Source organism: Streptococcus suis (genome assembly GCF_016743335.1).
Classification (GTDB): domain Bacteria; phylum Bacillota; class Bacilli; order Lactobacillales; family Streptococcaceae; genus Streptococcus; species Streptococcus suis_Y.
The window spans coordinates 1-19931 of the sequence record NZ_WCJE01000021.1 but is presented as its reverse complement, the minus strand read 5'-3'; the positions used below and the strand labels follow the sequence as shown (position 1 = coordinate 19931).

At 40.4% G+C, this 19931-nt stretch carries 15 protein-coding genes and 2 pseudogenes; 3 read left to right on the top strand and 14 right to left on the bottom strand.

Translation table 11 applies throughout. The annotated features are described in order from the left end of the window. Nucleotide 1 precedes the first annotated feature (1 nt). The 3 genes from F9856_RS07155 to F9856_RS07145 are packed head-to-tail and all read right to left on the bottom strand — an operon-like array spanning nt 2 to nt 4998. Nucleotides 2-1231 carry a hypothetical protein gene (locus tag F9856_RS07155; protein ID WP_202106179.1) on the bottom strand — a complete coding sequence of 410 codons (1230 nt, stop codon included), beginning with the start codon at nt 1229-1231 and terminating at the stop codon, nt 2-4. Nucleotides 1232-1246: 15 nt separating this feature from the next. Further along, nucleotides 1247-1789, bottom strand: a complete 543-nt coding sequence (locus tag F9856_RS07150) for a hypothetical protein (protein ID WP_202106178.1) — start codon at nt 1787-1789, stop codon at nt 1247-1249. A 53-nt stretch (nt 1790-1842) separates the two neighbouring features. After that, complete coding sequence (locus tag F9856_RS07145) at nt 1843-4998, bottom strand: SEC10/PgrA surface exclusion domain-containing protein (protein WP_202106195.1); 3156 nt, start codon at nt 4996-4998, stop codon at nt 1843-1845. A 320-nt stretch (nt 4999-5318) separates the two neighbouring features. Between F9856_RS07145 and F9856_RS07140 the strand changes: the two are divergent. Next, nucleotides 5319-6176 (top strand): annotated as a pseudogene (locus F9856_RS07140) (helix-turn-helix domain-containing protein); the annotation flags it as partial. Between the two features lie 269 nt (nt 6177-6445). Here the strand turns inward: F9856_RS07140 and F9856_RS07135 are convergent. From F9856_RS07135 to F9856_RS07095, 9 genes are all read right to left on the bottom strand, one after another. Then, nucleotides 6446-6598, bottom strand: a complete 153-nt coding sequence (locus F9856_RS07135) for a putative holin-like toxin (protein WP_073259299.1) — start codon at nt 6596-6598, stop codon at nt 6446-6448. Between the two features lie 526 nt (nt 6599-7124). Continuing rightward, nucleotides 7125-8564, bottom strand: a complete 1440-nt coding sequence (gene gatB / locus F9856_RS07130) for an Asp-tRNA(Asn)/Glu-tRNA(Gln) amidotransferase subunit GatB (protein WP_029174126.1) — start codon at nt 8562-8564, stop codon at nt 7125-7127. Next, nucleotides 8564-10030, bottom strand: coding sequence for an Asp-tRNA(Asn)/Glu-tRNA(Gln) amidotransferase subunit GatA (gatA, locus tag F9856_RS07125; protein WP_202106177.1), 1467 nt, complete (start codon nt 10028-10030; stop codon nt 8564-8566). The genes gatB and gatA overlap by 1 nt, the downstream gene beginning before the upstream one ends. Continuing rightward, nucleotides 10030-10332: an Asp-tRNA(Asn)/Glu-tRNA(Gln) amidotransferase subunit GatC gene (gene gatC / locus F9856_RS07120; RefSeq protein WP_011921930.1), complete on the bottom strand. Its 303-nt coding sequence runs from the start codon at nt 10330-10332 to the stop codon at nt 10030-10032. The genes gatA and gatC overlap by 1 nt, the downstream gene beginning before the upstream one ends. Before the next feature lie 217 nt (nt 10333-10549). Next, on the bottom strand, nt 10550-11224 hold the full coding sequence (locus F9856_RS07115; RefSeq protein ID WP_024376328.1) for a hydrolase: 675 nt from the start codon (nt 11222-11224) through the stop codon (nt 10550-10552). Between the two features lie 162 nt (nt 11225-11386). Beyond that, nucleotides 11387-11734, bottom strand: a complete 348-nt coding sequence (gene rplS, locus F9856_RS07110) for a 50S ribosomal protein L19 (protein WP_024376329.1) — start codon at nt 11732-11734, stop codon at nt 11387-11389. 275 nt (nt 11735-12009) lie between these two features. Then, a complete protein-coding gene (locus F9856_RS07105; protein ID WP_024376330.1) occupies nt 12010-12561 on the bottom strand; it encodes a cysteine hydrolase family protein in 552 nt (183 codons plus the stop codon). 1 nt (nt 12562) lies between these two features. Beyond that, the gene (codY, locus tag F9856_RS07100; protein ID WP_202106176.1) at nt 12563-13351 is read right to left on the bottom strand and encodes a GTP-sensing pleiotropic transcriptional regulator CodY; all 789 of its coding nucleotides are present in this window, start codon (nt 13349-13351) and stop codon (nt 12563-12565) included. A 151-nt stretch (nt 13352-13502) separates the two neighbouring features. Further along, on the bottom strand, nt 13503-14717 hold the full coding sequence (locus F9856_RS07095) for a pyridoxal phosphate-dependent aminotransferase (protein ID WP_014735452.1): 1215 nt from the start codon (nt 14715-14717) through the stop codon (nt 13503-13505). Between the two features lie 154 nt (nt 14718-14871). On the opposite strand from F9856_RS07095, the gene F9856_RS07090 reads away from it, so the two are divergent. After that, nucleotides 14872-15324: a universal stress protein gene (locus tag F9856_RS07090; RefSeq protein ID WP_004195772.1), complete on the top strand. Its 453-nt coding sequence runs from the start codon at nt 14872-14874 to the stop codon at nt 15322-15324. A 15-nt stretch (nt 15325-15339) separates the two neighbouring features. Here the strand turns inward: F9856_RS07090 and F9856_RS12180 are convergent. After that, nucleotides 15340-16705, bottom strand: a pseudogene (locus tag F9856_RS12180) (Cof-type HAD-IIB family hydrolase). Between the two features lie 69 nt (nt 16706-16774). Here F9856_RS12180 and F9856_RS07075 point away from each other — a divergent pair. Continuing rightward, nucleotides 16775-17734, top strand: coding sequence for an asparaginase (locus F9856_RS07075; RefSeq protein ID WP_105147336.1), 960 nt, complete (start codon nt 16775-16777; stop codon nt 17732-17734). 64 nt (nt 17735-17798) lie between these two features. Here the strand turns inward: F9856_RS07075 and recG are convergent, their stop codons facing one another. Beyond that, nucleotides 17799-19817 (bottom strand): ATP-dependent DNA helicase RecG, encoded by a 2019-nt coding sequence (gene recG, locus F9856_RS07070; RefSeq protein WP_099777142.1) that lies wholly within the window; start codon nt 19815-19817, stop codon nt 17799-17801. Nucleotides 19818-19931: the final 114 nt, after the last annotated feature.

The window sequence follows — 19931 nt, the reverse complement described above, 5'->3', positions numbered from 1 at the left end:
CTTATTTCTTATTTCTGATTTTTAAATAAGATACAATTCCTATAATTACAAATCCTGTTGCACCCAAAACCGAATAGGTTTCCCCTGTCATCGGCAAGATTCCAAATAGTTTCTTCGGTTCTTGTTTTTCTGCAGCTGATTTTTCTTCTGATGCATTTGTCTTTGTTTCGGAACTGGACGTTGATGTAGATGAAGCTGCTGTTTCCGAACTTGAAGTTGATGAAGTTGCTGTTTCTTCCTCTTTTACAACAAAGTTAGGGTTTGTAAAAGTAGCTAGTACACTGGGATTAGAATAGTCTTCCGCACCAATTGTTACTGTCCAGCCGACATTTTTCAATATCTGCCCTTCTAACAAGATACCAAATTCAACTCTCTCAGTTGGAAGAATATTCCATCCAATACCAACTATGCCAAAAAGTCCACTTTGGGCACCATCACTAGTGATAACAAAGGCATTCTCAGATACTTTTCTTAAAGTCCTCATATTCCCTATCAAATTTCCATCTGAATAGACAGAGGCATATGAACCGTCACCTGCAATTTCCAGAGATGAAGGACGTCCCGGTTTGGTACCATTTGGTGTTTCAACCGTGGTCCAAGTACCTACAAGCTCGCTCGGTAAGGAAATCTCTTGACCGATAGCAGCCTCTCTCATAGCCTTAGGTAACACGGATTGAGTTGAGGAATCTGCTGTAAGAGGTGTTGACAATGGTTTATAGTCTAAAAGTGATAAATCAACTTCTGTTTTACCCGAAACATCAATTGCACCTTCTGTACTTCCTACTTTATAGTCTGCCTCCTGTAGCAAAGCTGCCTCACCATTGGTTTTAGATAGTTGATACAATTTGGCATTTATATCTCCCGATCCTCGAGAAACTTCAAATACTTGAATACTTCCATCTTCATACACTACGAAATTACTACCACCTGATGGACCAAAGATTTTTCCAACTAAAAGAGTCGCTGTCTGCTGGTTGGCATAGTAAAGTGCAACCGGGTTGATGGAACTATCTTCTACTTTTTCACCAATAACCAACTCCTCCTGACCATTTTTGTCTATATCAAAAAGAGAATAGTGAAATTCTTTTGAGCCTACAGAGTTAGTTGCGTAACTTTCATTCGGAACCGTACTCAAGGTCGATTGGTAAACCGAGCTGTCAGCTTGGACTGATTGAGTTCCAATCAGTCCAAGAACAGCCAGTGATAAAATAGTCGTTTTTAGCAAGTTCATTTTTTATATTATTACCTATTTTGTATTTGATTTGTGATGGTCAATTTCTTTTTTGGTTTCTGCTATCGCTGCCTTTGTAACTTTCGTCGCGACACTGGCTATTCCTTTTCCTATCGTGTATCCGTTTTTAGCTACTTTCGCTAAATCCTCTTTGTGAATAACCAGACCACTGTCCTTAAAAAGCATACTACTTGCGAAAATATTTGTTACTGCACAGAGATAATAAAGAATGCCTCCAAAGCCTAAGCCCGATTTTCCTAAAAGCTCTTCTGTTATAGAGGTGTGCACAAGAAGAGCATAGATATTAAACAATACAATCAGGGCTAACTTAATTTTATGAGCAATCCCTGCCTTAGTTGGAAGCAGTGACAGTAGCAAGCTCAAGGCAAACCCACCATACCAAATGAAAAACAGTATTAAAACTGACGGTACATCTAAGTAATCAGCCACTGGTTCATCTATGGGTGCAAGTGAAAGGTGTTCGCTTGTCACAACAGGAAGAAAAAAAATTGTCAGTCCTAAAAGACTTGCTCCAAGTTTTATTTTTTTATAGTTCATCCCCTATCTCCTCTTTCGCTTTATACATTTCTCTTTCATTCTCTAAACGATAATTATCCTTGTTTGCGTCTTCTTACACTTGCAAAACCAAGACTAGATAACACTGCCACACCTGCGAGTGCCAACAGACTTGTTTGCTCCCCTGTGTTTGGCAAGGCCTTAGCACGGTCTACACGTGAGTAAGTAATACCTCGTGGTGTGACGGTGACACCTGCTTGTGGGTTCGCCACCACAACCTTACCGTCAACAACTTTCACATCTTGACCTTTATCAAGAGTTTGTTTGATGGCATCTACATCAACAGCTGGTTTTTCAGCAGCAGTTGGTGCATCTTTTGGTACTGCAACGATTGTTCCGTCTGGAAGTGTTGCAATCACATTGTCTTTTGCTTTGTTTTCAAGGTCTTTGAGTTTGTCATACTCAGCTTGAAGTTCTGCTAGTTTAGCTTTTTCTTCAGCAAGTTTAGCAGTAACAGTTTCAAGTTTTTCTTGTGCTGTTTCAGCTTTAGCCTGTGCGTCTGCAAGAGCTGCTTGTTTTTCAGACAACTCAACTTTTGCTTTTTCAAGGCGTGCTGGTGCGTTCATGTAACCATCAAGTTCTTCAGCAAGTGCTTTTGCTTCTTCAACCAAGCGGTCTTTTTCTGCAAGAAGTGCATCACGCTCTTTGTTCAAGCTATCAAGTGTTGCTTGTTGTTTAGCAAGGTTTGCTTGAGCTGTAGTGAGAGCTTCAGCTTTTGCAGTAGCAGTAGCTTGTGCTGTTGCAAGATTAGCTTTAGCTGTATCAAGTGCAGCTTTCTTTTCAGAAAGTGATCCTGAGAAGTTGTCAACTGCTTTTTGTGCATCAACTTTACGAGTTTCAGCGTTTTGAAGAGCAATTGTTGCAAGACGCAAGTTGTTTTCAGCAACTTGAGTTTGAAGTGGTGTTGCAGTAGCATTAGCAAGAGTTTTCTCTGCTGCTGTCTTAGCTGCTAATGCGGTGGCGTATTGGTTACTTGCTGTTGTAAGAGCTGTTTGTGCATTTGTTAATGCTGTTTGTGCATTTGTTAATGCTGTTTGTGCAGCTGCTTGGTCAGCTTTGGCTTTTTCAAGGGTTGCTTGTAGTTCACCAAGCTTATTATCACCGACTAGTTTTGTCATAAAGTCAGTGTTTGCATCACGATATGAACTAGCTTTATTATTGATATACTTAAGTGTTGATTCAAATGTCAAATCAACATTTCTATCAATATATTGTGGATCTAATTCGTATAATCCTACTCTGAATGGAGCTATGTCTTTTGCGTACTCATAAGCTGTTGGAAATTTGATGTTATTATCATCTTCATAATCTATAACTAGTTGGAATAACTTATCGCGTTCTGCATATTCTTCATTAGAAATTTTTTCACCATCAAGATAACGGCTATATAATCTATTATTAAAAACTGATGCATTTACAATTAATTCTCTATAGGCATCATCATTTTTTAGTAATTCTTTATAATCATTAATTTCTTTAGTAACAGTATTAAGTGCCTTAGACCAATAATCACTATTGCTCTGTGAGGATTGACTATAAACAATACGTGCAGTTGTTGGAATGGTATAACTATGCGTAAAATAAGCACCACCTGCACCATTTCCGCTATTATTCTGATACAACCCCATCATGACGTTTTGCCCTTGTAACAAATTGTTATAATGTCCCCAGTTAGCATGAGCATCTTCAAATGCAAAACCTAACATTGTGTAAGCAAACATAGTATTTAACTCAGTAAATGTCAGTTCTGTTTTCTTAAAACCACCTGTTGGGTAAATGTTTTCGGTGAAGGCATTTGTCACTTTTTTGACTTTGTTAAAACCGCTATGTTCCAATTCTAATCCAGTTTTACTGATATTTTCAGGTAGGTTAGCATGCTCATTCCATACTTCCATTGCTTTTAAACCTTGCTCAATGGATTCCTCTGTGACTTGATTAATAGCGTCGAGACCGCTAATTTTACGAAAGGCATTAAGCTGTGAAGCAAAGGCAATATTTAAAGCTGTATAGTCTTCTTTAGATAAAACGAGTTTACCATTTTGTAATTTATACGTTTTATTAAAAGCTGTTGAACCTACAAGCTGTTTAACGAGTTCTTGTGATTGCTCGTCAGTATATAGCTTCAACATTTGAGATAATAAATGCTCCTCGGCATAGTTTTGAGCTTCTAGGTCTTTTTTCTCTTCTCTTAGACGATTGAACTCAGCCATATGTGCTGTTAATGCCGCTGTTTCATCTTTAAAGTACGATGCACCGGTTTTGTCATTAATTTCAGCCAAAACAGCTGTAGCAAATTTAGTTTTATCATCTTGGCTAGCTGTTGCTTGTTGAATCTCATCTTGTGCTTTTGTAACAGCATCATTTGCTTTAGCAAGTGCTTCAGTTGCAGATGCTACATTGTTTTGTGCGGCAGTAACACGGCTTGATGCAGTATCAACCGCATCTGTTTTAACAGCGACATCAGTGGTTGCTGCATCAATCGCTTCTTGGCGTTTAGCATCAGCTTTCTTAGCGTCTTCAACGGCTTGAGTTGCAGTATCAACGTTAGCTTTAGCATCTGTAACAGCTTTGCTTGCAGTATCAAGGTTAGCTTGAGCTTCAGCAAGTCCAGTACCTGAGAGTGCATCTTGTGCTGATTTTACATCAGTTTCAGCAGCAGTAACGGCGCTATCAGCTTGGTCTTTTTCTGCTTGAGCAGTATCGACCGCAACTTGTGCGTCAGCAACTGTCTGCGTTTGTGATGCGATTTCAGCATTGACTTCATCTGTTTCAGTAGTGTTAGCAGTTTGGTCTGCAAGGTTAGCAGTTTGGTCAGCTTGGTTAGCTGCAATGTTTTCTGGTGTTGCGTTTGCAAGATTTTCTTCGGCATCTTTGATAGCTTCAGTTACAGTCGCAACTTCTGCTTCAGCAGTAGCAACAGCTTGGTTAGCTGCATCTGCATCAGCTTGAGCTTGACTAGCTTCAGCAGCAGTAGCATCAACAACAGCTTGTTGAGCATCAAGAGCTGGTTTGACATCAGCTGATGTTTTAGGTGTTTCTGCAACAGGTGTTTCAGTTGTAGAAACAACAGTGTCAGTATTTGTTTCAACTGTTGGTGTTACTTCCTCAGCGAATGCTGGTACAGAAGTAGCACCGATTGCTGTTGCGATTGCAGCACCTGTTGCGAGAGTTTTGATTGATTTTTTGTTCATAGTATCTCCTTTGTTACTGTTAGGATTGGTTTGACTGTAAAGTCAAACCTTGATATATGTAGTATATCAAGCGATTTGTGCTCTATATTTTTAAAGTATACCATAAACTTCCTTACAATTATTTCCATAGAAAACTATAGGTTCAATATTGCAAAATAGCATCGAAAAGTAATGTATTTTTTTTTTTTTTTTTGAACCCATAGGTCATCTTTTTGTAGATTTTTATCCTAGTTTTAAGTATACTAATCTAAAAAAAGATTGAAAGGAACATTATGTCGAATCTATACCCGTTTGGACCAACCTTTTAACAATTACGAGAGAAAAGAGGGCTCAGCTTAAAAGAGGCTGCTTCTACGATTGTATCACCGCAATTTCTGAGTCGTTTTGAAAAGGGAGAGAAGGGAATTTCCCTTGAAAACTTTAACCGTTTATTGATTGTGCTCGGCTTAGAATGGAAGGACTTTGCAGCTGCATTTGCAGATAATGGCGGAGATTGCATAGAATTTCCTGCTTACGAGTTTTCCAAACATATCACAAATGAAGAAGACATATTTCGCTATCTTCCTGAATACGAAAAATTATTTGATCGATACCTAACTGACAATCCTACACAGGCAGACATATTATTAAAGATAATCAAGCTTGGTCATTATCCAACGATTGCGAAGTCAGAAGAAACCGTCGAAAAAATCCAGCCTGTTATCAATCACCTGATGAAGCTTGAGACCTTTACTAGCTCCGAGCTGGAATTATACTGTCGTATCGTCAATCACTGTCCCCTCGAATTGGTGGAGCACATGTCCAAACAGCTTCTGGTTATGTACAAACAAAGTGCAGATACGGACACCTATATTCGTATTTTAAATGGACTGACCTTCACAGCCAAACACTTTTCCGAACAAGGGTATCATCTAAGGGCTGATAACATTATTAAAGAAGTGAAAAAGCTTCAAACATTTGAACGTGGTTATTTAGCTATACCTCTCATGTTCCTTGAGGTAGAACATATCTACAATCAATTCCGCTGGAATAAGACTGAAGCTATCGAACTCGCTAAAAATATGTTAAATTACTTGGAAAGTGCTAAATTTATTGACCAAAATTATTATTCGAATTTCATCAAAGCCTTTATCTACAACTGTCATAAATTAAATAAAACAGGCGAAGACCTATTTTAACGTTAAAGTAAGTTCTAGTCTGGCACAAAAACTAGAAATCAGACTAATACAAAAAATAAGGCAGAACCTACTACGAAAGCTTGACATAAACTAGGTAAAGTAAGCTAATCACTAAAATTAACAGATTATTTGTATTTTATAAGTAATCTGATATAATAGAGATAGAAAAGGGGTTGGTCTGCAAACCAACCCCATGTAGAACCGTTTAAGACGGTGACCATATATTAGACTATAACTCGTCCAACAACTCGATCAAAAGTGGGGACGGGTTATTTTTTATCACCATCTTTGAAGATTTTATAGCACAAGCCAATCAATGCAATAGTAAAACTACCAAAGCCTAGAATAGTTTGCACAACTTCAAAAGCTGTCAAAAGATGCTCCTCCTTTCCGTCAGATTTTGATGAATTGCCCATAGGCATCACCTCACTTTCAGAAAATAAAGAGCCACCGTCTTCACTTTTCTACCCATCTAGTATAACATATTCATTCCTAAAAATTATTGGAATAGTGCAATATTCCCGAAATATTTGAGAAACCATAAAAAAATTACAACTCTTCTATAGTGATGATATTTTTTCATTTTATACTCAATGAAAATCAAAATCAGACTAGCTCCAAAGGTTTGGGGAACCTTTGGAGGTTGGAGATAGAGCGAACGTAGTTCGTTTCTACTTAGCAGATAGAACCCTGTTACTATTTTGTTTCAAGGTAACAGGCTGAAAGGCTCCACTGGAGCCTTTCACTCATCAAATCAAGTCAACAACGTCTGATTTTGATTTTCGAAGAGTATTAGCTAACTATCCTTTAACAGTCAATACCCGCGCTACTTTCTAATACTTTATACCGTTTTTAAAATATAGCATAAAAATAAGATAGAAGCACCTAGTTTACAAGTAACAGTAAAAACCGCTAAGATTCAATCCTAGCGATTTTTCTCTATTCATTTTAATCCAACAACTTAGCCAATTCCTGAGCCAAGAGTTGTTGTGCAACTTGGGGGTTGGCTTGTCCCTTAGTTGCTTTCATCAAGAAGCCTGTAAAGGCCTTATCGGCATTGCGTTTGCCAGACTTGAAGTCAGCTACTGCCGCTTCGTTATCCGCAAAGACTTGGTGGATAATCGGAATGAGGACAGCTGGGTCTGAAATCTGTACCAAGCCAGCCTTCTCAACGTAAGCCTTGGCAGAGCCGCCTTCTTTGGCCAAGTGAACAAAGACTTTCTTGGCAATCTTAGATGAAATAGTGCCATCCGCAATCAAGGCAATCATTTCTACCAAGTTTTCGGGTGTTAAGGCGATTTGCTCAATAGTCTTACCTTCAGCATTGAGGAACTGAGCCACTTCACCCTGCAACCAGTTGGATACCTGTTTAGCATCGCCACCTGCTGCCACTGCAGCTTCAAAGAAGTCAGACAAAGCCTTGGTAGATGTCAACTGACCTGCATCATAAGCTGTCAAGCCCAAGTTTTCCACATAGTGAGCACGGCGAGCCTTTGGAAAGACTGGCAATTCTGCACGCACTTCCTCAATCCAGTTATCGTCAATCTCGTAGAGCGGTAGGTCTGGCTCTGGGAAGTAACGGTAGTCAGCTGAACCTTCCTTGACACGCATGAGAATGGTTTCCCCAGTAGATTCATCGTAACGGCGAGTTTCCTGCTGGATTTGACCACCTGAACGCAAGATTTTGGCCTGACGTTCTACTTCGTGCTGCAAGCCCTTGCGCACATAGTTAAAGGAGTTGAGGTTTTTCAACTCAGTCTTGGTCCCAAATTTCTCCTGACCATAGGGGCGAAGGGAAATGTTGGCATCCACGCGCATAGACCCCTCTTCCATCTTGACATCTGAAATGCCAGTGTATTGGATGATTTCCTTGAGAGCAGTCAAGTAGGCATAGGCCTCCTCAGGCGAACGCATATCAGCTTCTGACACAATCTCAATCAATGGCACGCCCTGACGGTTGAGGTCCACATAAGAGTAGCCGTCTGTACCGTGGGTATTCTTACCTGCATCCTCTTCCAAGTGGGCACGCTCGATACGAATTTTCTTGGTTGAGCCATCTTCTAGCTCAATCTCAATCCAACCATTGTAGCCAATCGGCTCGTCAAACTGGGAAATCTGATAGGCTTTAGGGTTATCAGGATAGAAATAGTTCTTACGGTCAAAGTGCATATCCTTGTGAATGTCCATATTCAAGGCCAAGGCAGCCTTGATACCAGCGTCCACAACGCCCTTGTTAAGAACAGGAAGGACGCCTGGGAAAGACCAGTCAATCACATTGGTATTGGCATTTGGATCCTCACCAAAATGCGCAGATGAAGGTGAGAAAATTTTCGAGTTGGTATTCAACTCCACATGGACTTCTAGACCAATAATCGTTTCAAAGTTCATTAGTTGGCACCTCCAAAAATCACTGGCTGTTGCTTGTGGTAGTCTGTTGTCGCTTCAAAGGCAGCAGCCACTTGGTAAATGGTCTCTTCTGAATATTTTGGACCAATCAACTGCAAACCAACAGGCAAGCCTTCTACAAAACCAGCAGGAATAGAAAGACCAGGCAGACCTGCCAAGTTTACAGGAATTGTTAACAAGTCCGCCAAGTACATGGCCACAGGGTCATGGTTGAGCGTATCCAAACCAAAGGCAACGGTCGGAGCAGTTGGCCCCAAAATCAAGTCATAGTCCGCAAAGACCTTTTCAAAATCTTGGATAATCAAGGTCCGCACCCGACCAGCCTTCTTGAAGTAGGCATCGTAGTAACCTGATGACAAGCTAAATGTACCTAACATAATACGACGTTTGACTTCCTCACCAAAACCTTGGCTACGGGTTTTCACGTAAATCTCCTCCAAGTTGGTCGCATCTTCTGCACGGAAACCATAGCGGATTCCATCAAAACGCTGCAAGTTAGAAGACGCCTCTGATGATGCGATGATGTAGTAAACAGCGACCCCATACTTAGAATGTGGCAGGCTGACTTCTTCGATAATCGCTCCCAGGCTTTCCAAGTGCTTAGCCGCCTTGAGAATAGTTTCCTTGACCTGCGGATCAATCCCTTCGCCCATGTATTCTTTCGGCAAGGCAATTTTCATGCCTTTAATGTCCTGACCAATCTTGCTAGTAAAGTCTGCAATTTCATTGATGGTTGATGTTGCATCCTTGACATCATGACCAGAGATGACATTGAGCAACTGGGCATTTTCCTTAACCGTCTGTGAGAATGGACCAATCTGGTCAAGAGATGAACCAAAGGCAATCAAACCAAAACGTGACACCGTTCCATAGGTCGGTTTCATACCAACGATACCATTAAAGGCTGCTGGTTGACGAATAGAACCACCTGTGTCAGAACCGAGTGACAAACGGACCTGACCAGCAGCAACTGCAGCTGCCGAACCACCTGAAGAACCACCAGGAACTTTTGTCTGGTCCCAAGCATTTTTAGTCGCTTTGAAGGCAGAGTTCTCATTAGAACCACCCATAGCAAACTCATCCATGTTGGTCTTACCAACAACAATCATATCCCTGGCATAGGCTTGGGAAACTGATGTCGCATCGAAAATCGGCTCGTAGTTATAGAGCATTTTTGAAGCTGCCGTGGTCAAGATCCCCTTAGTAGAGATATTGTCCTTGACTGCCAAAGGAATCCCTGCCATAACATTGTCCGCATCAATCCCTTTTTCATCAAGGGCAGCAGCCTGCGCCAAAGCTGCATCTTCTGTAATAGTCAAGAAAGCATCCACTGCTCCCTCACGGCTCTTAATGTCTTCCAAAGTTGCCTTGGTTAACTCCGTAGCCGAAATCTCCTTCTTGACAAGGAGGTCATGCAATTCATCAATGGTTTTATTGTTAAAAGTCATTAGGCATCTCCTCCCCCGTCTAGAATAGCTGGTACCTTGATAAAGTTATCTTGTGATTCAGGCACATTTTTAAAGAGCTCCTCACGGCTCTCCCCTTTTTGGGCAATATCTGCTCGCAAGACATTCTTACGGTCAGCCATAGTGGTCGTTACCGCAACACCTGTCGTATCTACTTCATTGAGCAATTCAACCATATCGACAATCTTGCTCAAACTTGTCGCAAATTCCGCTGTTTCCTGGTCCGAAAATTCCAGCTTAGACAGCTTGGCAACATGACGGACTTCAGCTTCAGAAATCTTCATTCTTACTTTCCTCCTAATGGAAATCTATCTTCTCATTATACCACATTTCCAGCCCCAGACAAAGGTAGAAATGACCTAATATGTTACCAATTTCCTCCTAAAAATCCGTTCTTTAAATTGCGAAGTATTCCTAATCTCACACCGTAAAACGATAAAAAACAGCAAGTTTCATCTTGCAATAAAACTTACTGTTTGCTTAGCCTATCTTTTTTATGAGCTAATCCTTTGCGTGTTTGCGGTATTTTTCCATTTTCCCTTTAAAAAGCTCCCCATTACTTGGTGCTGTATAGGAGACAGCATTGGCTCCAGCTTCGATAACCCGCCGAATAGAGTCCTCAGTCGGACCACCAGTCGCAATAATTGGAAAGTCAGGGAAAGCTTCTCGAATCTTCTTCACAACCCTTGGCGTTTCTATACCGCAAGAAACATTTAAAATATCTACTCCAGCTTTAATCCGTGAGGTTAAATCAGACTTTTCAGAAACAACGGTATAAATGATAGGAATATCTACTACCTTATTGATTGCCTCAATTGTTTTTACATCCGTTGGTCCATTTACCACAACAGCGTATGCTCCCTCCGACTCAGACAATAGACTCATATTAGCTGAACGCATACCTGTCGTCAAGCCTCCACCAACACCAGCCAAGACTGGAACTGACGCAACCAACATAATACTTTTGATAATAGCTGGACTGGGCGTAAATGGATAAACAGCCAAAATAGCATCTGCATTGTGATTGGCAATGATAGACACATCCGTTGTAAATAAGACTGAACGAATGCGACGACCATAAATACGAATTCCACTACATTCCTTGATAACCTCTGGCATCTGAACAATATCCTGCCGTAAATCTGATAAAACAGATGGAATAAACTGTTCGCTCATCCTCAACCTCCTCTATACTAGCTTCAATAATATATAGTATAACATATTATTTCATGGAAGATACACAAAAACAATCCATTTTACCACTGCTTTCACAATTTGGTACTCTTTCAACAGATTTTTTTTAAAAAAAAGAGACAGCTTTCGCTGTCCCAACCCATCTTAACGACGGATTTCTTTGATACGCGCTGCTTTACCTTGCAATGCACGTAGGTAGTACAATTTAGCACGACGTACTTTACCGTAACGTACGACTTCAATCTTATCAACACGTGGAGTGTGGATTGGGAATGTACGCTCAACACCTACACCACCAGAGATTTTACGTACAGTGTACATTTCTGAGATACCTTGACCTTTACGAGAGATAACAACACCCTCGAAGATCTGAATACGCTCACGAGTTCCTTCGACAACCTTAGCGTGAACACGAACAGAGTCACCAGGACGGAAAGAAGGGATATCAGTACGAAGTTGACCTTCTGTCAAACTTTGGATCAATGGATTCATTTTATTCTCCTATCTTTGTCAATCTTAGGTGCTTTTAAACCCAGCGGATAAACTGTATTTTTGTGCGTCCATTACACACAGACTATATTATACACCAAGTAATCACCTATGTAAAGCATTTTGATAAATTTATCATGGTCAATCACACCGGCTATCACACCGCTTCTTTTACAAGTTAAGTCAACAAGGTCTGAGTTTGATTTTCGAAGAGTGTTAATGATACATTCCTGTTGGAGAAAAACGAAAAACCAGTCCACAGACTGGTCACTATACTATTAATCAATGATTGTCGCACCGAGTACATGACGCAAATGGTTAAGAGCAAACTGATGATTCTCCTCCGTCAATGCAGCAATGGCTGATGAGACCACCTCAATACGATAACCCTTATTATAAGCATCAATAGCTGTATGAAGAACACAAATATCAGACAAAACACCCGTCAAGACAACCGTATCTACACCACGTTCTCTTAGTCGAACATCCAAATCCGTCCCAGAAAAAGCAGAATAATGACGTTTATCCATCCAACGAACACGCGCATGCCCTTTATGTTTTTGATAAAAATCTGCTAAAGGACCATACAAGTCACGCCCTTGCGTCCCAATGATATTATGACTTGGGAAAAGCTGAGCTTCAGGATGAAATTCATCCCCCTCCTCATGACCATCAATCGCAAAGAAAATGTAGTCTCCATTTTCAAAGGCTTCTTGCGTAACCTGAGCAATTCGTTCAGAAATAGCCTGAGCTGATTTTCCAGCAGTCAACTTTCCTTCATCTGCCACAAAATCTATTGTATAATCAATCGAAATCAATGCTTTTGTCATTTTAGTAGTCACGTTTCTTAATTTCATCAAAAATAGCTGGGATGAGAACTTTCAAATAAGTCCCCTTCATTCCCAAAGAACGACTTTCAATAATTCCTGCACTCTCCAACTTACGCAGTGCATTCACAATCACCGAGCGTGTAATACCGATACGATCTGCAATCACAGAAGCAGTCAATTGCCCCTCATTACCATCCAATTCACCCAAAATAGCTGCAACTGCCTTCATTTCTGAGTAAGATAGCGTATTTACCGCCATATTAACTGCCGCACGACGACGTATATTCTTCTCGTCTTCTTCCCGTTGGAAATTAAGTAACTGAATACCAACTACTGTTGCCGCAATCTCAACCAAAATCAAATCATCATCATGAAACTGCTCATCATTTCGCCAAATAATGAGGGAACCAAAACGAATCCCCGTCACATGGATAGGCGCAATCGTTGTCAAACCATTAGGATAAGCTGCCCGTGACTCCACAGGAATAGCTGTCAACTCACTCTCCACAGGCAAGTTAACCTGAGTATCGTAGACCTGCGCAACTGCCTTTACATACTCCTCTGGATATTGTTTGTTAATGTAGAACTCTTCAACCCTGTCATTATTGGTCTTATAGTTCATGTGATAGCCTAAAATCTCACCCTCACTATTGATAATACAAGAATTACAATCAATAATGTCAGACAGATGCTCCGCGATAGCATTGTAAGGCAATTCTTCTGCCAATTGCTCTTCGGAACGCTTCAAAATAGAAGTAATATTCCGTGTCTTCTCTAATAATGTTGTCATATTTTCCTCTTTACTCTGTAATTGCTTTCAGTATAGCAAAAAATACATAAAATTTCAACAATTATCAGAATATTTACCGTTGTTAGAAAAATACAAACAATTTCATTCAAGTAAAAAGAAAAGGCTGATTAACATTCAGCCCTAAATTCCATTATCTACGATATTGCCGCAAGAATCGTGACATTTTTTCTTGAATTTCTGCCAACTCATCCACACGTGGTAAATACACAATACGGAAATGATCTGGATCCTTCCAGTTAAAACCTCGACCATGGACCAAAAGTACTTTTTCTTGCTTGAGGAAATCCAATACAAATTGTTCATCATCATCAACTCTGTACATCTCACGATCAATTTTTGGGAAGACATACAGACCAGCCTTAGGTTTTACAGCAGAAAGCCCTGGAATATCATTAATCGCCTTGGTAATAAACTCCCTTTGTTCATATAAGCGTCCGCCAGGCATCAAGAGTTCATCAACCGATTGGTAACCTCCCAAAGAAGTTTGAACAACCTGTTGCGCCAAAACGTTTGAACACAAACGCATATTGGACAACATATTCAAGCCTTCAATGTAACCTTTTACATGCTTTTTCGGACCAGATAAGACCATCCAACCTACTCGGAAACCACAAATACGATGCGATTTAGACAGTCCATTCATCGTCACAACAAATAAATCTGGAGCCAGTGTCGCAATAGGGATATGAACAGCTCCGTCAAAGACCATACGATCATAAATCTCATCAGAGAAAATGATCAATTCATGTCTACGAGCAATATCAATGATTCCTTCTAAAATTTCTTTCGGATAGAGAGCACCAGTTGGATTATTTGGATTGATAAGGACAATTGCCTTGGTTCGAGAAGTCACCTTAGACTCCATGTCTGCCAAATCGGGATACCATTCAGCTGCTTCATCACAAACATAGTGAACAGCTTTACCACCAGCCAAACTAACTGCGGCAGTCCAGAGAGGATAGTCTGGCATTGGCACCAACACCTCATCACCATTATCTAGCAAACCTTGCATAGACATAACAATCAGCTCACTCACGCCGTTTCCAAGATAAATATCTTCAATATCAACATTTGGAAATTTCTTTAGCTGACAATACTGCATGATAGCCTTACGTGCAGAAAAAATTCCCTTACTGTTCGAGTATCCCTCTGATTTACGGGCGTTATGAATCAAGTCACGAATAACTTCATCTGGAGCAGTAAAACCAAATTCTGCAGGATTCCCCGTATTCAAACGTAAAATCTGCTCTCCATTGGCACGCATGCGCATGGCCTCTTCCAAAACAGGTCCACGAATATCATATGCTACATCATCCAATTTTGTTGACTTGTTAAATTGCTTCATGTCGTCACCTCGACTTTCTATCTTTTCTATTGTACTGTAAAAGCAAAAAAAGTACAAGAATCCTTTACATTTTCTCTCAAAAGGCTTATAATAAAAATGTAAGGAACTACTCTACCTATTTCGGGACAAAGCTCTTCTGAAAGGAGTGATTATTATGACACAATCTTACAAAACAATACTCGTCGCTGTAGACGGATCTAAAGGAGCAGAATTAGCTCTTCATAAAGCTATTCATGTCGCACTACGCAACCAAGCACGTCTGATTATCGCCCATGTGATTGATACCCGTGCTCTCCACAATGTTGTTGCATTTGACGCCTCTGTCTATGAATCTTTAGAAAGAGAGGCGGAGCTCCTCCTCGAAGAATACAAACAAGAAGCCCTCAACGCCGGTCTGACCGATGTACAGATTCGCATTGAATTCGGTAACCCTAAAACCCTATTGGCTATCGATATTCCAAAGGAAACCGGTGCTGATCTTATGTTACTTGGAGCAACTGGTCTAAACGCCTTTGAACGTCTCCTAATCGGATCCTCATCCGAATATATCATGCGCCACGCAACTATCGATTTACTCATTGTTCGCGATGGAGAAAAAAGTTTATAAACCAAAAGACTTGATTTACGAATCAAGTCTTTTCATCTGTCTTTTCAGCTCTTCCTGAATCTTTTCCTCCGGCGCAAACCGTTCTTCCCAATCATCAGGTTTTAAAATTTTATGGCTAATTGGATCAAAATGGGCCTTCCCATCTGGAAATGTTTTCCCCATATTTGCAGTATGGACTATCTGAAAAATTGGTTCTGGATCAACCCCCATCAAAACAAACGAACCATATGTAAAATAAAGAATATCCAGCAAAGCATCTACCTGATCCTGCATCGAAACCCCGAAACTTCTCTTGCCAGATACCTTAGCAGCAGCAGTATCTAAATCCTGATGAAGTTGTTGAATAAAATCATGAAACTCAACTTCAGATTCTGAAGCTGCATGTAGAAATTCTACCAACTCCTCCAATTTAAAACCAGCGCGATGCAAAGCCGTCTGTCCATCATACACACTGGGAAGTTCTTGGGTTTCACCATCCATTAAAAAATGAAAATCCTTTACCCTATTAAAATTATCGTCCTTGCTCTGAAACATCTTATCCCTCAATCACACCAAAATGAATTAATGCCTTATAAATCCCATCACGATTATTTGTATCCGTAACAAAGGAAGCTGCTTGTTTTACCTTTTTCGTCCCATTTCCCATCGCTACCGAGTGCTGAATTTCATTCAACATTTCAAAATCATTATTAGAATCCCCGAATACCATAACTTCATCTAACTCAAAACCATATCGATCTGCAACCTTTACAATACCCGATAATTTTGAATTTCCCTTACTGATAATATCAGTCGCATAAGGACTCGAACGTGTAAAAGACAAGTTCGGAAAGAGCATCTCCAATGATTGTGTCTCCCTTTCCGTCGTCAGCAACATCAGCTGATAGATTGGTTGAAAGAGAAAACCTTTCAAATTCGTTTCCTGTTGAGGACTAATCCAACGTACCAAACGATTGAAAATAAAATTTATGATTCCAGCCCAGGACTCCGGAATCATACGCGTCACACGATAGGCAAAATTTCCTGTTCCAGCACTCATAATCTTACTACCAAATATGCCTTTAGCAGTTCCAAAAGATAAATCCTTATGGTGAGTCTGCGCATACTCCATAATTTGTTCAATTTGCTTTGGCTCTAAACTCTGACTATAAATAACTTCTTCTCTTGAAAAAATATATTGACCATTATAAGCAATGGCCAAATCTAGCCCTAAACTAGCCATATACTGCAAAACAAAACGAGGGTCACGTCCTGTAGCTAAACCAACTAAAATCCCCTTCTCTTTCAAAGCATTAATGGCGAGAATAGTTGAACTACTAACCATACGATTGTCGGTCAATAAGGTACCATCAATATCGAAAAATACAGCCTTTATCGTCAACCAACTCACCTACTTTCTAAGAATTATGTTACAATTAGTATATCACACTTTGAAAGAAACTGAAAATTTATGAAAAAAATTCTAGTACTGCATACAGGTGGAACCATTTCTATGCAAGCCAATCATCAGGGTGAAGTTGCATCGAGTAAAATCAATCCAATGACCCAAATTGATAGCCCACTAGAAGAAATTCAAGTGACATCCTTGGATTTTCTCAATGTTCCAAGTCCACACATTCGCTTAGAACACATGATGACTCTATACCAAAAAATTAAAGAAGAACAAATGAACTTCGATGGTTTTGTCATTACACATGGCACAGACACTTTAGAAGAAACTGCCTATTTCCTTGATACAATGGCTATTCCAGAAAAACCAATTGTATTGACCGGAGCCATGCGTTCCTCAAATGAACTAGGTAGCGACGGGATTTATAACTACCGAACAGCACTACGTGTGGCTGCTGATGATAAATCCGCAGATAAAGGTGTTCTAGTGGTCATGAACGATGAAATTCATGCTGCTAAATATGTTACAAAAACGCATACCACCAATGTCTCAACCTTCCAAACACCAACCCATGGACCACTGGGGTTAGTCACCAAACGAGAGATTCTCTATTTTAAAACTGCTGAACCACGTGTTCGATTTGACTTGTCAAGAGTCACAGGAACGGTCCCAATCATAAAAGCTTATGCAGATATGGACTCCATCCTCCTTGATTCTCTCACTGCAAGCTCAATTTCCGGCTTAGTCATTGAAGCACTCGGCGCCGGAAATCTTCCGCCTACCATCCTTCCAGCCATTAAGAAACTCCTTGATCAAAAGATCCCCATTATTCTGGTATCTCGCTGTTTTAACGGAATTGCTGAGCCTGTCTATGCCTACCAAGGAGGTGGCATCCAACTGGAGCAAGACGGCATTCTATTTGTTAAAGAATTGAATGCTCAAAAGGCCCGACTCAAACTCCTTATCGCTCTCAATGCAGGCTTGGAAGAGCAAAGCTTGGCAGATTACATCCAAGGTTAATCGTTGACGAACTATACAATATGTCAAAAGACCAACACAGGTGTGTCGGCCTTTTTTTATATGACTAATCCAATTCCTCTCCATCTTTCAAATTAGCAAGTAAAATCGACCAATTAGGGTCCTCCTGCCAATTTTCCACGCTAACAATCTGACTAGCAACTCGTCTTGCTTCCTCTAAAATCGGATAGTCCTCGATAATATTTGCAACCTGAAATTCTGGCAAACCTGATTGACGAGTTCCAAATATTTCTCCAGACCCACGCATTTTTAAGTCTGCTTCAGCCAAAATAAAACCATCTGTCGTCTCTGTCATAATTTTCATGCGTTCCTTACCAGACTCTGTTTTAGGATTAGCAACTAACACTGCATAAGACTGCTTATGACCACGTCCTACACGCCCTCTCAACTGATGTAATTGGCTCAAACCAAAACGATCTGCATCCATAATAACCATCACCGTTGCATTGGGCACATTGACTCCGACTTCAATAACAGTGGTAGAAACCAAAATATTCGTTTTTCGCTCCTTAAAAGCCTGCATGATGGCATCTTTCTCGTCATTCTTCATCTTACCGTGTAACAAATCCACTGTAACTTGCTCTCCAAAATGCGCCTGTAAATCAGATTGCAGATCTACAGCATTCTTTAAATCTAGAGCCTCAGATTCTTCAATCAGCGGAGAGATAAAATAAACCTGAGCACCCACTTCTAGCTCCTTCTCCAACCAATCTAAGACCGTGGGCAGCTGTTGATGTTTGACCCAGCGAGTGATAATTGGCTTCCGACCAGCAGGTAACTGATTAATAATCGATACATCCATATCTCCAAAAGCTGTAATGGCTAACGTCCGAGGAATAGGTGTAGCAGTCATCATAAGCACATCCGGATTATCACCCTTCTCACGAAACAGACGGCGCTGTTTAACACCAAAACGATGTTGCTCATCCGTCACAACCAAACCAAGCTTATGGTACGTCACACTTTCCTGGATAAGAGCGTGAGTTCCTACAATGATGTCTACCTGACCACTAGAAATCGCCTCTAAAGCAGTACGACGCTCCGTAGCCTTCATTCCCCCTGTCAAAAGAGCAATAGAAAGTTCTGGAAAAAGCTGGCGCAAACTCTCAAAGTGTTGCTCAGCCAAAATTTCTGTCGGCACCATAATTGCAGCCTGCATCCCCGCAGTCACAGCGGCAAACATAGCCAATCCAGCAACTACTGTCTTTCCTGAACCAACATCCCCTTGTAACAAGCGATTCATGTGCCCATAGGACTTCATATCTGATAGTATTTCAGCCAAAGCCCCAGACTGAGCATCCGTTAAGACAAACGGCAATTGTCTTATTTGCATAGCCAATCTATCAGCATCATAGGCAATCTTCAAACCATTCGAAATATCACGATTATTGGCTTTCAGCATTTGCAACTGTAATTGAAAATAAAATAATTCCTCAAACTTCATACGTCGCAAAGCTTGTCTATACTCTTCTAAATTTGTCGGAAAATGCATCGCAAAAACCGCCTCTCGGCGATTCATTAACCGATAGCGCTCTCGTAAAACTGATGGCAAGTTCTCCTCTAATAAATGCAAATATCCCTGTTCAATAGCTGTTTTAATAGCCTTAACCAAATTTACTTGCGAAATCCCCTGCGCCACATGATAGACAGGTTGTAACTCATCTGATACTTGAGCCAAAACTTTCATTCCTGTCAAACTTGCCTTAGCCTTATCCCACTTTCCCCAAACTGCAATATCCTGCCCCAAAACAATCTTATCTGCTAAATAAGGCTGATTAAAAAACGAAACTGCTAAGACAACCTCACCCTGTTTCATTGAAAAACGGAGTCTATTTCTTTTGTAACCATAATACTGTACATTAGCTGGAGATACCACCTCCCCAACTACCACTGCCTTCTCCCCGTCCTGCAAATCATAAATAGACTTACTCTCAAAATCTTCATATCTAAATGGATAGTAAGTCAGCAAATCATTAATATTCTGAATGTTAATTTTTAAGAATTTTTCAGCCGATTTAGGACCAATCCCTGGCAAAACCGATAATTCATCACATAATCTTTTCATGCCTCTATTATATCAACAAACAATGAATAGACAAAGTAACAAGAAAAGAAAAAAGAGCCAAATTAAAGCCCATTCACCTTAAAAAACAAAAAAAGAGACCTAAACAGCCTCCAA

Coding starts and splice junctions, on each gene's coding strand:
- F9856_RS07155 (WP_202106179.1), bottom strand. CDS start 1,231: ATGAACTTGCTAAAAACGACTATTTTATCACTGGCTGTTCTTGGACTG.
- F9856_RS07150 (WP_202106178.1), bottom strand. CDS start 1,789: ATGAACTATAAAAAAATAAAACTTGGAGCAAGTCTTTTAGGACTGACA.
- F9856_RS07145 (WP_202106195.1), bottom strand. CDS start 4,998: ATGAACAAAAAATCAATCAAAACTCTCGCAACAGGTGCTGCAATCGCA.
- F9856_RS07135 (WP_073259299.1), bottom strand. CDS start 6,598: ATGCCTATGGGCAATTCATCAAAATCTGACGGAAAGGAGGAGCATCTT.
- gatB (WP_029174126.1), bottom strand. CDS start 8,564: ATGAACTTTGAAACGATTATTGGTCTAGAAGTCCATGTGGAGTTGAAT.
- gatA (WP_202106177.1), bottom strand. CDS start 10,030: ATGACTTTTAACAATAAAACCATTGATGAATTGCATGACCTCCTTGTC.
- gatC (WP_011921930.1), bottom strand. CDS start 10,332: ATGAAGATTTCTGAAGCTGAAGTCCGTCATGTTGCCAAGCTGTCTAAG.
- F9856_RS07115 (WP_024376328.1), bottom strand. CDS start 11,224: ATGAGCGAACAGTTTATTCCATCTGTTTTATCAGATTTACGGCAGGAT.
- rplS (WP_024376329.1), bottom strand. CDS start 11,734: ATGAATCCATTGATCCAAAGTTTGACAGAAGGTCAACTTCGTACTGAT.
- F9856_RS07105 (WP_024376330.1), bottom strand. CDS start 12,561: ATGACAAAAGCATTGATTTCGATTGATTATACAATAGATTTTGTGGCA.
- codY (WP_202106176.1), bottom strand. CDS start 13,351: ATGACAACATTATTAGAGAAGACACGGAATATTACTTCTATTTTGAAG.
- F9856_RS07095 (WP_014735452.1), bottom strand. CDS start 14,717: ATGAAGCAATTTAACAAGTCAACAAAATTGGATGATGTAGCATATGAT.
- F9856_RS07090 (WP_004195772.1), top strand. CDS start 14,872: ATGACACAATCTTACAAAACAATACTCGTCGCTGTAGACGGATCTAAA.
- F9856_RS07075 (WP_105147336.1), top strand. CDS start 16,775: ATGAAAAAAATTCTAGTACTGCATACAGGTGGAACCATTTCTATGCAA.
- recG (WP_099777142.1), bottom strand. CDS start 19,817: ATGAAAAGATTATGTGATGAATTATCGGTTTTGCCAGGGATTGGTCCT.